At 71.1% G+C, this 14766-nt stretch carries 17 protein-coding genes and 1 pseudogene; 10 read left to right on the top strand and 8 right to left on the bottom strand.

Annotated elements, in window-relative coordinates:
* Window positions 1-228: 228 nt before the first annotated feature.
* Both EDD92_RS08360 and EDD92_RS08355 read right to left on the bottom strand, forming a co-directional pair.
* Window positions 229-672, bottom strand: a complete 444-nt coding sequence (locus tag EDD92_RS08360; protein ID WP_123963717.1) for an RDD family protein — start codon at window positions 670-672, stop codon at window positions 229-231.
* Complete coding sequence (locus tag EDD92_RS08355) at window positions 669-1280, bottom strand: hypothetical protein (RefSeq protein WP_123963716.1); 612 nt, start codon at window positions 1278-1280, stop codon at window positions 669-671. The genes EDD92_RS08360 and EDD92_RS08355 overlap by 4 nt, the downstream gene beginning before the upstream one ends.
* A gap of 129 nt (window positions 1281-1409) precedes the next feature.
* Here EDD92_RS08355 and EDD92_RS08350 point away from each other — a divergent pair, with 129 nt between their 5' ends.
* A complete protein-coding gene (locus EDD92_RS08350) occupies window positions 1410-2174 on the top strand; it encodes an acyltransferase (protein ID WP_123963715.1) in 765 nt (254 codons plus the stop codon).
* 6 nt (window positions 2175-2180) lie between these two features.
* Here the strand turns inward: EDD92_RS08350 and EDD92_RS08345 are convergent, their stop codons facing one another.
* The gene (locus EDD92_RS08345; RefSeq protein WP_123963714.1) at window positions 2181-3038 is read right to left on the bottom strand and encodes a DMT family transporter; all 858 of its coding nucleotides are present in this window, start codon (window positions 3036-3038) and stop codon (window positions 2181-2183) included.
* Between the two features lie 115 nt (window positions 3039-3153).
* Here EDD92_RS08345 and EDD92_RS08340 point away from each other — a divergent pair, with 115 nt between their 5' ends.
* Both EDD92_RS08340 and EDD92_RS08335 read left to right on the top strand, forming a co-directional pair.
* Window positions 3154-3726 (top strand): helix-turn-helix domain-containing protein, encoded by a 573-nt coding sequence (locus tag EDD92_RS08340; RefSeq protein WP_123963713.1) that lies wholly within the window; start codon window positions 3154-3156, stop codon window positions 3724-3726.
* Window positions 3727-3758: 32 nt separating this feature from the next.
* Entirely contained in the window at window positions 3759-4313 is a 555-nt protein-coding gene (locus tag EDD92_RS08335; RefSeq protein ID WP_123963712.1) for a YbaK/EbsC family protein, read from the top strand.
* A 160-nt stretch (window positions 4314-4473) separates the two neighbouring features.
* Here the strand turns inward: EDD92_RS08335 and EDD92_RS08330 are convergent, their stop codons facing one another.
* Window positions 4474-5553 carry a cation diffusion facilitator family transporter gene (locus EDD92_RS08330; RefSeq protein ID WP_185123965.1) on the bottom strand — a complete coding sequence of 360 codons (1080 nt, stop codon included), beginning with the start codon at window positions 5551-5553 and terminating at the stop codon, window positions 4474-4476.
* A 60-nt stretch (window positions 5554-5613) separates the two neighbouring features.
* On the opposite strand from EDD92_RS08330, the gene EDD92_RS08325 reads away from it, so the two are divergent.
* Window positions 5614-5973, top strand: a complete 360-nt coding sequence (locus EDD92_RS08325; RefSeq protein ID WP_185123964.1) for a metalloregulator ArsR/SmtB family transcription factor — start codon at window positions 5614-5616, stop codon at window positions 5971-5973.
* Window positions 5974-5985: 12 nt separating this feature from the next.
* On the opposite strand, the gene EDD92_RS08320 is transcribed toward EDD92_RS08325, so the two are convergent.
* The 3 genes from EDD92_RS08320 to EDD92_RS08310 all read right to left on the bottom strand — a co-directional run bounded on the left by EDD92_RS08320 (window position 5986) and on the right by EDD92_RS08310 (window position 9600).
* Window positions 5986-7206 carry a 4-hydroxybenzoate 3-monooxygenase gene (locus EDD92_RS08320; RefSeq protein ID WP_123963710.1) on the bottom strand — a complete coding sequence of 407 codons (1221 nt, stop codon included), beginning with the start codon at window positions 7204-7206 and terminating at the stop codon, window positions 5986-5988.
* A 79-nt stretch (window positions 7207-7285) separates the two neighbouring features.
* A complete protein-coding gene (locus tag EDD92_RS08315; protein WP_123963709.1) occupies window positions 7286-8923 on the bottom strand; it encodes an APC family permease in 1638 nt (545 codons plus the stop codon).
* Between the two features lie 269 nt (window positions 8924-9192).
* Window positions 9193-9600: a CoA-binding protein gene (locus EDD92_RS08310; protein ID WP_123963708.1), complete on the bottom strand. Its 408-nt coding sequence runs from the start codon at window positions 9598-9600 to the stop codon at window positions 9193-9195.
* A 153-nt stretch (window positions 9601-9753) separates the two neighbouring features.
* Between EDD92_RS08310 and EDD92_RS08305 the strand changes: the two genes are divergently transcribed.
* From EDD92_RS08305 to EDD92_RS08285, 5 genes are all read left to right on the top strand, one after another.
* Window positions 9754-10086 carry a DUF190 domain-containing protein gene (locus EDD92_RS08305; RefSeq protein WP_123963707.1) on the top strand — a complete coding sequence of 111 codons (333 nt, stop codon included), beginning with the start codon at window positions 9754-9756 and terminating at the stop codon, window positions 10084-10086.
* Window positions 10087-10246: 160 nt separating this feature from the next.
* On the top strand, window positions 10247-11011 hold the full coding sequence (locus tag EDD92_RS08300) for a hypothetical protein (RefSeq protein WP_123963706.1): 765 nt from the start codon (window positions 10247-10249) through the stop codon (window positions 11009-11011).
* Window positions 11008-11562, top strand: a complete 555-nt coding sequence (locus EDD92_RS08295) for a histidine phosphatase family protein (protein ID WP_123963705.1) — start codon at window positions 11008-11010, stop codon at window positions 11560-11562. The genes EDD92_RS08300 and EDD92_RS08295 overlap by 4 nt, the downstream gene beginning before the upstream one ends.
* A gap of 25 nt (window positions 11563-11587) precedes the next feature.
* Window positions 11588-12214 (top strand): YigZ family protein, encoded by a 627-nt coding sequence (locus EDD92_RS08290; protein ID WP_123963704.1) that lies wholly within the window; start codon window positions 11588-11590, stop codon window positions 12212-12214.
* A gap of 399 nt (window positions 12215-12613) precedes the next feature.
* Complete coding sequence (locus EDD92_RS08285; RefSeq protein WP_260326406.1) at window positions 12614-12943, top strand: TetR/AcrR family transcriptional regulator; 330 nt, start codon at window positions 12614-12616, stop codon at window positions 12941-12943.
* Window positions 12944-13050: 107 nt separating this feature from the next.
* Here the strand turns inward: EDD92_RS08285 and EDD92_RS52100 are convergent.
* Window positions 13051-13095: pseudogene (locus tag EDD92_RS52100) on the bottom strand (hypothetical protein); the annotation flags it as partial.
* A 482-nt stretch (window positions 13096-13577) separates the two neighbouring features.
* On the opposite strand from EDD92_RS52100, the gene EDD92_RS08275 reads away from it, so the two are divergent.
* Complete coding sequence (locus tag EDD92_RS08275; RefSeq protein ID WP_123963703.1) at window positions 13578-14690, top strand: catalase family protein; 1113 nt, start codon at window positions 13578-13580, stop codon at window positions 14688-14690.
* The last annotated feature ends 76 nt before the right edge of the window (window positions 14691-14766 follow it).

The following is a 14766-nucleotide window of genomic DNA, read 5'->3' as shown; positions in this document are numbered from 1 at the left end:
CCCGGCGGGACGTAATGGCCTCCGGTGTCTGCCATCGCGGGCCTCCTGCGGTCGTCTCAGCCCTCTCCGTCCTCGGTGGGCCGCCGGGCGCGGCCCTTCTTGTACGACTCCTACACGGCCCGCACGCGCCCGTCGTCACCTCGCAAGGGTGATTACGGGCCTCGTCCGGTGCCCGCGGAGGCCACCGTCCTGCGGCACGACGCCGGACGCCACAGTGCAGGCCGTCCGTCAGAACCGGTGGTACCGCACAGCGCTGGCCATGACGACGTCCTGGACCGAGGCGTGGCGTCGGCTGAACGGAATCCAGAGCAGACCCACGGGGAGAGCGACGCAGAACACGGCCCGCAGCAGGGCGCGGGGGATGCCGAGCAGCCGCCCGGTGCGGCCGGTGACCTGCAGGCCCAGCAGCCAGTCGCCGAGGGTGCCGCCGGTCGACGCCCAGCTCACGCCCAGATAGAGCACGGCGACAGCCCAGCCGAGCACCCCCGTCCGCCAGCCGGACAGGTCCGGCATACGGAACGGCGGCCCGGCGACGAGCAGCCGGAGACCCCCGTACGCGAACTGCACCGCGAGTCCGATGCCGGCCACCACGATCGCGTCGACCAGCGCTGCGAGACATCGCGACACCACTCCCGCGGTGTCGCCCCCGGAGCGCTGGTCCCCGTGCGTCATGGTGGCTGCCCGTGCCCGTCGGAGTGTGCCGGGGCGACGCCGGGTCTGTGCAGCAGCCGGTCGGCGACGCGGTTCACCATCCGGTCTGCCCGCACGGTGCGCAGCCGCAGCGCGTCGACCGTCTCCTCGGCCATCCCGCCGCTGGTGTTCCGGACGATCCGGCCCAGGTCGATCTGCTCCAGCACCGCCCTGGTGAGCGCGACCAGGTCGATCCTGGCGATCACGGTGTCGAGGTCCAGCCGAGCGGCGATCCGGTCGACGTCGATGCGCGCCGCGATCCGGTCCACGTCCAGCCGGGCCGCGATCTCGTCCGCGTCCACTCGGGCCACCACCCGGTTCACGTCCACGCGGTCGGCGATGCGGTCCACGTCGACCCGGTCCGCGATCAGGTCGATGTCGACGCGCCGCACGACCCGCATCACGTCCATCCGGTCGGCGATCCGGTCGACGTCGATACGGGCGGCCAGGCCATCGAGGTCGAGTCGGTCCACGACAGCGGTTGTGCCCGCGCGGACGACACGGTCGACGAACGAGCCGGCGGTCCCCAGTGCATATCGCGTCAGCCGTCCGCTGACGTCGAAGGGATCCACCAAGCTGCGCCAGGTCATACCACCATCGCACCACGGCTTCGGCGTCTTCGCCTCATCCCTCACGGGTGATTCGCGTGCGCTCGGGTGGGGTGAAGATCACAGCCTCCGCACCTCATCGGCGCCCCGCACGCTGAGTACGGTGACTCCGTGCCGAAGAGCAAGAACACGTTCTCATCCTGGCGGCGAAGCCTCGCGCAGCGCGCCGTCCACGCGGGCTGGGCCTGGGTGCAGCGCACGGGCTCGGTGACGGCCGAGCGCCCCGGCCGCTTCCGCTTCGGCTCGATCGGCGAAGCCACCCGGCTCGCCTTCCCGCTCGGCACCGTCTTCGGCGAAGCCTGGATCCACATCGGCTCCCACTGCATCGTCGGCGAGCAGGTCACCCTCACCGCGGGGCTGATGCCCGACCTGGATCTCGGCCCCGACCCGATCCTGCGCATCGGCGACGGTGTCGTGCTGGGCCGCGGCAGCCATGTCATCGCCGACACGACGGTGACCATCGGCAGCGACTGCTACTTCGGGCCGTATGTGTATGTGACGTCCACGAACCACTCGTACGACGATCCGCACGAGCCCATCGGCAAGCAGTGGCCGCGCATGGAGCCGGTGGAGATCGGGCCGGGCTGCTGGATCGGCACCGGTGCGGTGATCCTGCCGGGCGCGCGGATCGGGCGGAACGTGGTCGTGGCCGCCGGTGCCGTGGTCCGGGGTCTCGTGCCCGACCATGCCGTGGTGGCGGGGGCGCCCGCCCGTGTCGTACGCCGCTGGACGGCCGCCGAGGGCTGGCAGCCGCCGCTCAGGACGCCCGCCCCCGTGCCGATTCCCGACGGCGTCACGCCCGACCAGCTGCGGGCCCTCTCGGAGCTGGACGAGGAGACCGTGGCGAGGCTGGCCGAACTGGAGCCGGAGTCCTAGGCCGGCCTAGCCCGTCGCCAGGAGCACTGTGCCCACCAGCGCGAGGCCCGCGCCCGCCGCCTGGATACCGCGGAGGCGCTCCCTGAGGAGGCCGCGTGCGGCGAGTGCGGTCACCACCGGGTAGAGCGAGGCGAGGACGGCGGCCACGGTGATCGGGCCGTGCTGGGCGGCGACCGAGTAGGTGCCGTTCGCCGCGACGTCCGCGAGGCCGACGAAGGCGAGGGCCGGGAGGGACGTCCAGGGGAAGCCGCCGGCCGGGAGGGCCTCGCCGCCCCGCTTCACGGAGGCGTAGAGCGCGATGCCGCCCGTGGTCACGCTCGTCAGGCGCTGGACGAAGAGGGCGAGGAAGAGGCCGGTGACGGTCGTGGATGCCTCGGTGATCAGTGCGAACACCGTGCCGAAGCCGAGGGCCGCGACGAGGGTGAGGAGGATGGCCTGACGCTGCACCGGGGCGCCCCTGAGCTGCGGTCCGCCCGCGAGCACGACTCCGGTGACAGCGACCGCGATGCCCGCGACCTGCGTCAGACCGGGGCGTTCGCCGAGGACGAGGCCCACGCCCACCGGGACCGCCACGCTCAGGGTCGCGAGCGGGGAGACGACGCCCATCGGCCCGAGGGCCAGGGCCTTGTAGAAGGAGAACAGGGCGACCGGGCCCACCAGCCCGGCGGCGAAGGCGAACCACAGTCGGGGACCGGCTTCGCTCCAGTCGCCCGTGGCCACCACGATCGCCCCGAGCACGGCCGCGGCGATCCCCTGCGAGACGACGACCACCGTGAGCGCCGGCGTGCGCCGGGTCAGCAGTCCGCCGCCGAAGTCGGCAAGGCCCCAGAGCAGGCTGGTGGCCAGGGCGAAGAATGCTGTCACGGGTCGCCTCGCAGTACAGTTCGGTGAACGATCGGGTGCACAACACCGTAGTTCAGTGAAGTGAACCCTGTCATCCAGAATATTGACCGCGCAGTACGTGGATATTGGACGGAACGTGTCGGACCTCGATCTGCTGACCCAGTCCCTGGCCCGCAACGTCAAGCGCTGGCGAGGCGAGCGGGGCTTCACCCTGGACGCGCTCGCCGCCCGCGCCGGGGTCAGCCGCGGCATGCTCATCCAGATCGAGCAGGCCCGCACCAACCCGAGCATCGGCACCGTCGTCAAGATCGGCGACGCGCTCGGCATCAGCGTCACCACGCTGCTCGATTACGAGCAGGGGCCGAAGGTGCGGGTCGTCCCCGCCGAACAGGTGGTACGGCTGTGGCACACCGACGCGGGAAGTTACAGCCGGCTGCTCGCCGGTACCGAGGCGCCGGGACCGCTGGAGATGTGGGACTGGCGGCTGATGCCGGGCGACAGCAGCGCCTCGGACCCGCATCCCGCCGGCACGGTGGAGATCGCCCATGTGACGGCGGGTGAGCTGACCCTCACGGTGGAGGGCGCGGAGTACCGCGTCCCGGCCGGCGCGAGCGTCACCTTCGAGGCCAACGCCCCGCACAGCTACGGCAATCAAGGCGATGTGCCGATGGAGCTCGTGCTGGCGGTCTCCGTCCCGCCCGTGCACTGAGCCGGCCCGGGACGTCCTGTTAACGTGCGGCCATGCGCCCGCCCATCGGACACTTCGACACCGCGACCCCTGCCCCCGACGCCCTCGGCGAACTGATCCACCCGGTCGCCGAAGCCGTACGCCACTGGAGCGGCAGCGTCCCCGCCGACCAGATCGTCTACGTCGACACGGACCCGCAGTGGGCCGACACCGCCGTCTTCGTGGAGCACTACGGGCAGGAACTGCTCGAGCAGTCGGCGAACTGCGTGGTGGTGGTCGGCAAGCGGGGCGGGGAGACGACACTCGCCGCGTGCCTCGTGCTCTCCACCACCCGGGTCGACGTCAACGGCGTCGTCCGCCGCCAACTCGGCGCCCGCAAGGCCTCGTTCGCGTCCATGGACACCGCTACGGGGGAGACCGGCATGGAGTACGGCGGCATCACCCCGATCGGACTCCCGGACGGCTGGCCGGTGCTGGTGGACCCGGCCGTCGCCGACCTCCCCTACGTCCTGGTCGGTAGCGGCCGCCGCCGCGGCAAGCTGCTGGTCCCGGGCAAGGCGTTCGCGGAACTGCCGGGCGCGGTGGTGCTGGAGGGGCTCGGCGTCTGAGCGGAGTGCTTCGGTTCGGGAGCACCCCGAAGGGGCGCGGGACGGTGCAGATGTGCGGCTCCACCGCGCAGGCGCGGCCGGCCACGATGGCGCCGCAGACGATCGACGCCGCATCCCGCCCCCCCGGCGAAGCCGCACATCGACGCAGCCGGCGCAGCGCTCAACGCGCCGCGTGATGTGCCAGGGCCAGGTGCGGGTCCTCCTGGCCGGGTGCCGGTGCCGGATCGGCGTGCACCAGGGCCGCCGTCAGTCTCGGTACGGCGTGCAGCAGGGCGTGTTCCGCCTCGACCGCGATGGCGTGCGCCCTACGTACGGTCGCCTCGCCGTCGACCACCACCGCGACCTCGGCGCGCAGCCGGTGCCCGATCCAGCGCAGCCGCAGCTCACCGACCTCCCGTACGCCCGGCACCTCGCGCAGCGCCCCCTCGGCCCGGTCGACCAGCTCCGGGTCGACGGCGTCCATCACCCGCCGGAACACCTCGCGCGCCGCATCCCGCAGCACCAGCGCGATCGCCGCGGTGATCGCCAGCCCCACGAGCGGGTCCGCGAGTTGCCACCCCAGCGCCGAGCCACCGGCACCCAGCAGCACGGCCAGTGACGTGAACCCGTCCGTACGGGCATGCAGTCCGTCGGCGACCAGCGCGGCCGAGCCGATCTCCCGGCCCACCCGGATCCGGTAGCGGGCCACCCACTCGTTCCCGGCGAAGCCGACCACCGCGGCCACCGCCACCGCAGGTATCTGCGCGACGGGACGCGGATCGAGCAGTCGGTCCACCGCCGCCCAGGCCGCGAACGCTGCCGACGCGGCGATCGTCAGCACGATCGCCATCCCCGCAAGGTCCTCGGCCCGGCCGTAGCCGTAGGTGAAGCGGCGCGTGGCCGCCCGTCGGCCCAGCACGAAAGCGATCCCCAGCGGTACGGCGGTCAGCGCGTCGGCGGCGTTGTGCACCGTGTCGCCGAGCAGGGCCACCGAGCCGGACATGACCACGACCACGGCCTGCGCCACGGCCGTCGCCCCGAGGACGGCCAGCGAGACCCACAGTGCACGCATCCCTCGGGCCGAGGACTCCAGCGCGGAGTCGAGCTTGTCGGCGGTCTCGTGGGAGTGCGGGGTGAGCAGGTGGCCGAGGCGGTGTTTGAGGCCGGTGGGGCGGTGGTCGTGCGAGTGCTCGTGGTGGTCATGGTGCCGGTGGTGCCCGTGGTCGTGGTGCTCGTCTTGGTGATCGTGCTGGCCGCTCACGTAGGCCCCTTCCGGTGCGCGGTGGTGGACGCGGGACGCCCACGGGACCATTATGTGCGTATGAGCGCACGCATGCACCTATCAACTGCGCACGATGCGCACCCGCGCACCCCGGGCGAGGAACAGTTCGCACTCGCCGCCGAGCTCCTCGCCCTGCTGGGCGACCGCACCCGCCTCGCGCTGCTGCATGCCCTGACCGGCGGCGAGGCCGACGTCACGACCCTCACGGAGGCGGGCGGGGCGGCCCGGCCCGCGGTCAGCCAGCACCTGGCGCGGCTGCGGCTGGCGGGCCTGGTGAACACGCGCAAGGAGGGCCGCAGGGTCATCTACTCACTGCGGGACGGGCATCTGCGGCGGCTCGTGGACGAGGCGCTGAAGGTGGCGGACCACCGGCTCAGCGATCAGCCGCTGCACGACTGAGGATCACGGAATTCAGGACGCGGAGCTCTTGCCGAGGTACTGCTCCGCGAACGCCGCGGCGGCTGCCGGGGATTCGAAGAGGCGGCGCAGCCGGGCCAGCGTCGTGCCCGCGCGGTAGGCGTCGCCCGACGACGCGCCGTGGTACACCTCCGACAGCCACTGTGAGAACTCCTGGTAGTCCCACACACGTCCGAGGCAGGCCGCGGAGTAGCCGTCGAGGCCGCGGGCGTCCCCCTTGGCGAGGTACGCGATGAGCCCGTCGGCGAGCAGGAAGGCGTCGTGCAGGGCCAGGTTCATGCCCTTGGCCGCGATGGGCGCGGTGAGATGGGCTGCGTCCCCGGCCAGGAAGAGACGGCCGAACACCATGGGTTCGACCACGTAGTTGTGCATGTCGAGGACGCGTTTCTCGATCAGCCGTCCCTCTGTGAGCGGCGGCCGGTCGGCGGCGCCGAGCCGCTCCTGCAGTTCGGCCCAGACGCGTTCCTCCGGCCAGTTTTCCGGGTCGTCGCCCGGCGGGCACTCCAGGTAGTAGCGGGTGACCTCGGGGCTGCGGGCCATGTGCCCGGCGAAGCCGTTCGGATGGATGCCGAACACCACGCAGTCGCTGGACGGCGGCGCCTGAGCCAGCAGCGCCAGCCAGCCGATGCCGTAGTCGTGCCGGGCGATCCGGGCCTGCTGCGGAAGCACGGTCCGCGTCACCCCGCGTGCTCCGTCGCAGCCCGCCACGAAGTCGCACGTCACGAGCGTGCGTCGGCCGGTCTCGGGGTCGAGGTACGACACCGCCGGCCGGTCCGTGTCCAGACCGTGCAACTGCACGTCCCGCACGCCGAACCGGATGGCGCCGCCGCGCACGTCGGCGTACTCGCGCACCAGGTCCGTCACCAGCAGCGGCTGCGGATAGACGAAGTGGTGATGTCCCGTCAGGTCGGTGTAGGAGAACCGGTGCCGTTGCCCCTCGACGCGGAACTCGCACTCGGTGTGCAGCTGCGCCCGCTCCAGCAGATTGTCCGCGAGGCCCCGTTCCTGGAGCCCGCGCACGGCCCACTCCTCCAGCACACCGGCCCGTGGCCGCTGCTCGATGAACTCGCGCGTCTCGGCCTCCAGCACCAGACAGTCGACCGACGCGGCCCGCAGGATGTTCCCGATGGTGAGACCGGCGGGCCCGGCGCCCACGATCACCACCGGAAAGCGTTGTGGAGACGGGGAGTTGGGGTGGGGGGCGGTGGAAGTCACCCGAGCATTATGACGGTGGCCCGTCAGCCACGGCAGGGGAGCCGCGGCCGACGGGCCGGGTCGGGGGAGGGGTGGTCGGTCAGTGCGCGGGGGCGTCGGTGACGACGACTTCCTCGATGCTGCGCTCGATGTCCTCACGCTTGGAGGAGGTCGCCCGGGCCCAGTAGTAGATGACCAGGGAGAAGACGGCGATGACCAGAATGTCCCACCACAGACCGATGTTGCCCGAGCCGCCGAAGCCGCCCTCGGCGGAGATGACGCCCATGCCCAGGAGATAGACCGGCAGCCACTGGGCGGCCTTGAAGTCCATCCGGGGCGCGTCGGGCTGGTTGGTGGAGTTGGCCCACCAGGCGTAGCTGCCGAGGAGCAGGTAGCCGAGGACGATCGCCAGCCCGAGCCGCCACAGGGTGTCCCAGCCGGCCCAGTAGATGATCAGGTTGGCCACCACGAACGACACCGGCGAGATCACCTTGCCACCGGGCAGCCGGTACGGCCGCTCATGGTTCGGCAGCTTGTCGGCGAAGACGCCGTACGCCAGCGGCGCGCCCGCGTACATCAGGACGCTCGCCGAGGTGATGAAGCCGACCAGCTTGTGCCAGCTGGGGAAGGGCAGGAAGCAGATCACGCCGGTGACGAAGGACATGATGAGGCCGAACCACGGCACACCGCGCGCGTCGGTCTTCGTGAAGATCTTCGGCGCGTAGCCGTTCTTCGCCAGGCCGTAGGAGACGCGGGAGGTGGCGGTGGTGTAGATCAGGCCGGTGCCGCCGGGGGAGATGATCGCGTCCAGGTAGAGGACGACGGCCAGCCAGCCGAGGCCCACCAGGGTCGCCAGGCCGGCCCATGGGCCGCTGTCGCCGCTGAAGTGGAGGTTGGCCCAGCCGTGCGCGAAGCTGCTGTGCGGCAGGGCGGCGATGAACACGATCTGGAGCAGGACGTAGATGACGGCGCCGATCGCGACCGAACCGAGCGTGGCGCGCGGCAGGTCCCGCTTGGGGTTGCGGCTCTCGCCCGCCAGTTGGATGGCCTGTTCGAAGCCGAGAAGCGCGAAGATGATGCCGCTGGTGCTGATCGCGGCGAGCACGCCCTTGGCGCCGAACGGCGCGAAGCCCTCGGAGTGGAAGTTGGCCGGGTGGAAGTGGAGTGCGGCCATGATGAAGATCGCGCCCAGCGGGACGGCGATCTTCCACCAGGTCGCGGCGCTGTTGGTGTGCGCCAGCGCCCGTACGCCGAAGAAGTTCACACCGACGAAGAGGGCCATGAGCAGGACCGCCACCACCAGACCGCTGGCGGTCAGAGTCTTGTCGGCGTGCTGAAGGCCCTGTGCCCAGGACCAGTGACCGGCGTAACCGATCATGGCCTCGACCTCGATCGGGGCCACGGTCGCGGCCTGCAGCCAGGAGAACCAGCCGAAGGACATGCCGGCCAGTCCGCCGAACGCGTAGTGCGGATAACGGGCCGTGCCGCCCGCCACCGGGAACATGCCGCCCAGCTCGGCGTGCACCAACGCCAGGAGCACGATCGCGACCGCGCCGATCACCCACGAGATGATCGCCGCCGGGCCGGCCTGGATGACCGCGTCGTGGGCTCCGTAGAGCCATCCCGAACCGATGATGGAACCGACGGAGGCCCACATCAGACCGATCAGTCCGACGTCACGCCTGAGGCCACCGGGACCCCTGGCCTCCTCCACGGAGGTCTGCTCGACGCTCACCATATTTTCAGCGACCTCTCACCAATTGAATACATGTTTTCAGTGCGTGCGACGTCGCAGATTAGGAAACATCAGGGGTCGAGCAGAAGACCCATGGTGAAGTTTTGACCAACGGCCGGGAGCTTCCTGGACAGCCCTTCAGGGGCTCTGTACGCAGCAGAAACCGGTGTGGCCACTGGAACTGGCCACAGAATCGGCGGTGGAGGCGGCCCCCAGGGAGCAGTTGCAGTGTGACCAGTGGCACATGTGGGAGCGCGTCGGCCCCAACAGGTTCAGCCGAGCAGCGGTATCTCAATGGCGGGGCAGCGGTCCATCACCATGTCGACGCCGGCCGCGCGCGTACGGTCGTACGCCGCCTCGTCGATCACGCCGAGCTGGAACCAGACGGCCTTGGCGCCCTTGGCGACCGCCTCGTCGGCGACCGGTCCGGCGAGGTCGCTGTTGACGAAGACGTCGACGACGTCCACGTCGAAGGGGATGTCGGCGAGGGAGGCGTACCCCTGCTCGCCGTGCACCGTCTCCGCCTTGGGGTGGACGGGCACGATGCGCTTGCCGAAGCGCTGCAGCACCTGGGCGACGCCGTATGCCGCCCGCCCCCGGTTCGACGAAAGGCCCACCACCGCCCAGGTGTCGCCGGACTCGGTGAGGATCTTGCGGACCGTTGCCTCGTCGCCGTACACCGCGGCCTCCCTGCCCCTCGCGAACCCGTTCCCGTGACCGACAACGGCCGGGCACGCGCGATGATTCCCCGGTTTCTGCCGCGCCCTGAACGCCTGTTCGGCAGGCCGTCGGCGCAGTACCGTCTGGACAGTCCGCACGGCAGGGGGTGGCCGATGCCCGGCAACGACATGCTCGCCGCACGCCTGACCATCCACCTCGACGCCGCCGTGTTGTGGCACCACAGGCCTGCCTACGCCGAACTCGTGCACCGGGCGCACCGTGAGGGCCTCATCGGAGCGAGCGTCTTCCACGGCGTCACCGGGTTCGGCGCCGGCGACCCCAAGCAGTCACCCCTCGCACCGAAGGGGCCGTGCGCCGTGGTCATCGTCGACGAGGAGCCCCGGCTGCGGGACTTCCTGCCGCAGGTGGCGGACGTCCTGGGGGAGACGTCGGCAGTGGCGGTGCTCGACCGGGTACGGATCCATACGCCGTGGGCGCGGGAGTGAGCCTGCTTGGCGCATGGGTGAGAGGCGTGAGCCGGTGGAGAACGGCTCTGCACGCGCGCGTACCTCACGTCCGTTCGGGGGCGGCGGCACGCGCACGTGCCCGACACGCATCCGCGCTCACCTGGTTGAATCCCATCGCCGTGTCCGGAATTCGCGCCGGATGCCTGCGCGCGGCCGTCCGCCCGCCTACGCTCAGCCCGTGCTGCGCATCACCGACGCCCGAACCGGCGAGTCCGTCGACGCCGCCCCGGCCCGCCGGGGACTGACCCGGGTAGAAGCCCATGTGCCGGATTTCCACACCGGCGCCCTGCGGGTGCTGCTGGTCGCCGACCTCCTCGTGCGGGCCCTGGAACTCGGCGGCACCCCGGTGTGGGGCGTGCTGACCGCTGAACGGGGGCAGGCCGAGCTGCGGGCCGGAGCGGCTGCGCTCGGCATCCGCCCCTTCGAGGACCGGCGGGACGTCGGTCCAGGACTGGGCGAGGCCCAGGTCCTGCACGTCGTGGGGGAGGGCGGCGCGACACCCGACGGCGTCCGGGTCGCCGTCGCCCCCGTCGACTCGGAGACATCCGGTACCACGGAGGGCGCCGACCCGGCCGCCCTGCGCCTGGCCCTGGTCTCCCGGCGCCGCAGCACGCCCCTGCGGCTCGACGCGGCCGCCCTGACCGAGGCCCGCGAAACCCTCGCACGCTGGCGCCGCGCGGTCGCCGCCTGGGCGCAGCAGCCGTCACGGCCCATTCCCGACGAGGCGCGCGCCCGCCTCCGTACCGCCTGGGAGGACGACTTGGACGTCCCCACGGTGCTGGATGTGCTGACCTGGGTGGAGACCGAGTCCGAGTTCCCGGACGGCGCCCGCTTCGAGACGTACGCCTATGCGGACCGGCTGCTCGGCCTGGATCTCACCCGCGACCTCGGATCCCCGGCGTGATCGCGCGCGCGGGAGCCGGCCCGCTTCGCCGCCTGGTGGTGCTGCGGCACGCCAAGTCGGCCTGGCCGGCGGACGTCCCCGATCACGAACGCCCGCTCGCGCCGCGCGGCCGCCGGGACGCGCCGGCCGCCGGGCGTGCCCTCGCCGAGGCCGACTGCCTGCCGGACCTCGCCCTGTGCTCCACCGCCGTACGCGCGCGCCAGACCTGGGAACTGGCCTCGGCCGAGTGGGGCACACCGCCGCCGGTACGCCGTGACCCGCGGTTGTACGCCGCCGACGTGTCCGACCTGCTGACCGCCGTGCACGAGGTGCCCGCCGAGGTCGAGACGCTGCTCCTGGTCGGGCACAACCCCGGCCTGGAGGAACTCGTCCTGGAACTGGCGGGGGACAGCCTCGACGACGCCCTGGACGAGGTACGGGTGAAGTTCCCGACCTCGGCGATCGCGGTACTGGCCTGGCACGGAACCGCCTGGGACGCGCTCGCCCCCGGCACGGCACTGCTGACGAGCATGCTCGTGCCGCGGGGCAAGAAGGGTGGCGGGAAGAAGTAGCGTGGGCGGCGCATAGGCTGGCCGGATGCAGGACGAGTACCGCACGGTCGCCCACGCGGGCGTGCACGAGACCGAGGTCAACCGCTCCCGCTTCCTGTGCGCCCTGGCGCCGGCGGCCACCGAGCAGGAGGCCCAGGACTTCATCGCCGCCGTGCGCAAGGAGCACGCGGACGCCACCCACAACTGTTGGGCCTACGTCATCGGTGCCGACGCCTCGATCCAGAAGGCCAGCGACGACGGCGAACCGGGCGGCACCGCGGGCGTCCCCATGCTCCAGATGCTGCTGCGCCGCGACATGCGGTACGTCGTCGCCGTCGTCACCCGCTACTACGGCGGCGTCAAGCTCGGCGCGGGCGGACTCATCAGGGCGTACGGCGGCGCGGTCGGCGAGGCCCTGGACACACTGGGCACCCGTACGCGCCGCAGGTTCCGGCTGGCCACGGTGACCGTCGACCACCAGCGCGCCGGCAAGGTCCAGAACGACCTGCACTCGACGGGACGCGAGGTGCGCGATGTGCGCTACGGGGAGGCCGTCACCATCGAGGTCGGCCTGCCGGACTCCGACGTCGCCGCCTTCCGGGCCTGGCTCGCCGACGTGACCGCCGGGACGGCCGGGTTCGAACTGGGCGGGGAGGCCTACGGGGACGTGTGAGCATCGGTACGAAAAGGGCGCAACGGACCGGCGTGGGGCGGCTCATGACGGGCCGATACGAGAGTAAGCGACCGTGATGTCAGACCCGGGCGTTGGGGTCGGGGATCATGAGGCTGCTGCACAAATTTCCGGGGCGCTGCTTATCGTGAGTATGTCGATCTTGGCAAATGCGCAGGTCAGGGCATTGTGGGTTCGCCCAGAGAAGCTCGTAGGTGATGCCGGTGCTGGTTTCGTGCTGACCTGTGGGCGCCCCTCGTCGTCCCTGGTGACCTGTCCCGTGCTGGTTCTGTGCTGGGTCCTGCGAGGTTCGTGTCGATGGCGGCGGAGAGCGCTCTGACGTTCTGAATCTCTTACGGACCTGTCACGGAGCCGGCCTGTGTTTCCTCTGCAGTCGGCCGTGTGACGCAGGCACCGGCCCAGGACCGCGGCGCACGGTCCCGGGACGCGGTACTCGACACCGCCGGTGAACTGATGGCGCGGTACGGCTGCGCCGCCACCTCCATCTCGATGATCTCCGCCGCGTGCGATCTGCCCGTCAGCTCCTTCTACTGGCACTTCGGCAGCAAGGACGGGATCTGCGTCGCGGTGCTGGAGCGGGCCAGGACCACGCTGCTTGCGCCCCTGCCCCCGGCCGAGGTTCCGGGGATCGACGTCGATGAGCGCCTGGACACCTTCCTCGCCGAGGTCGGCTCAAGTCGCCTGTGGTGGCGTCGGGATGGGATCCGATGAGTATCCGGGGGTCGGGTGGGATCGTCAGCCGGTAGCGGCCGGGAGGCAGCGACCGTGCTGCCCGGCCGGGAGTTGGCGGCCATCACCGCGGCGCGCAGGCTGCACGCTCCCGACGCGATACGGCACCGGCCGTCCGACGGATCTGTGTCCACCGCGTCGGAGGTGGTGTCCACCGTGAACTACGCCGACGCGGCGGGCGCGGGCATGGCGGCGGCCGCGGTGGGTACGGCGAGGGGCGCCGCCGTGACGAGGACGAGGGCAGTCAGTGCCGCCGGAGTTGCTCGGTCTCTCGTGCGATGCACTCCTCTCGGAGAGGAATCTGGGCGTACGAGGACTCGGCTGGTGCGAGGACTTGCCGGCTGGTGCGCGATGCGCGGCTGGGGCGAGGCACGCGACCGACACGGACTGGCCGGGTCGTGTCCGCCCGGGTTCTGGAGCGAGCGTTCCATTCAGAGAGGCCTGCGTCTACCGGCGGGTAGACAGATGACCGAATGGAGGCGGTCTGGAGGCGATCCGCTCCGTCCGGCATGGTTGCGACGGCCTCGCGTGTGATTCATCACAGCCAGTTACATTGTGCACAATTGAATTGCTGTCTACCGTCTGGGTTGGACATCATCCACAGGGAGGCAGCACCATGAATCCCGTCCGCTACGAGGACTACCGCCCCGCCGAACGCCTGACGTACCAGCAGGAATTGGACGACGTCGTCGCGCAGGTCGAGCGGCGCACCCGCTCCTCGGTCGAGCGCGAGGCCGTCGGCCGCGCCGTCCGCACCGCCCATGGAAAGACGTACGGCCTCCTCAAGGCCACCGTCACGATCGGTGACAATCCGGGCTTCCACGGCCAGGGCATCTTCGCCCGGCCCGCCGTGTACGACGCCGTGGTCCGCTACTCCAACGGCCTGGGCCATCAGCGCCCCGACCATCAGCTGGGCGCAGCGTGCGGGATGGGCATCAAGCTGTTCGGGGTTCCAGGCCCCTCACTGCTGGACGACGAACGAGACAGCGGCACCTTCGACCTCAACCTCATCAACAACGAGGTCTTCTTCGCGAACACCGCCTACGACTACATGGTCATCGAGGAGCTGTTCGCGGAGCTGCCCGAGGCGTTGGTGAACCCGGCCCGCCGCAAGACCTGGATGGGGGAGTTCCTCACCCGCCGGGGCACGCTCACCGACCCCGACAACTGGCTGTGGGACGAGCTGTTCGCCATGCTGTCGTTCACCACCGTCCCGCGCCGGAACCTGTTGTCGTACACCTACAACAGCATGGGCGCCTTCCGGCACGGCGAGCACATCGCCAAGATCCGTACCGTGCCGACGGCCCACTCGCTGGCCTCCCTCACGCACCAGATCGTGGACGTGCACGCGGACAACGAGGCCTTCCGTCGCACCCTGGTCGCCGAGGCGGCGGAGCGGGAGCACTCCTTTGAGCTCCAGGTGCAGCTCAACACCGATCCGGCCCGCATGCCGGTGGACAACACCTCCGTGAAGTGGCCCGAGGAGCTGTCGCCCTGGGTGACGGTCGCCCGGGTGGACCTCCCGCGCCAGGACATCGGCGGGGACGACAACCTCGTGGCCGCCGACTCCACGTCGATCACACCGTGGCGCTCGCGCGAGGAGCACCGGCCCCTCGGCGAGATCCAGCGGGTCCGGCAGGAGGTCTACCGACGCTCCTCCGTCGAACGGCACCGCATCAACGGACAAGAGCGCCGCGAACCGTCCGGCAGCGCGGAGCTGCTCGGCTGAGGCGCAGCCGCGAGCCCCTGCCGGGACGGCCGGCCCGCTCGTCGCGGCACGGCCCCCGTGACGGTCGGGTCCGGAG

Source organism: Streptomyces sp. TLI_185 (assembly GCF_003814765.1).
Lineage (GTDB): Bacteria > Actinomycetota > Actinomycetes > Streptomycetales > Streptomycetaceae > Streptomyces.
This window is presented reverse-complemented; position numbering and strand designations above follow the sequence as displayed.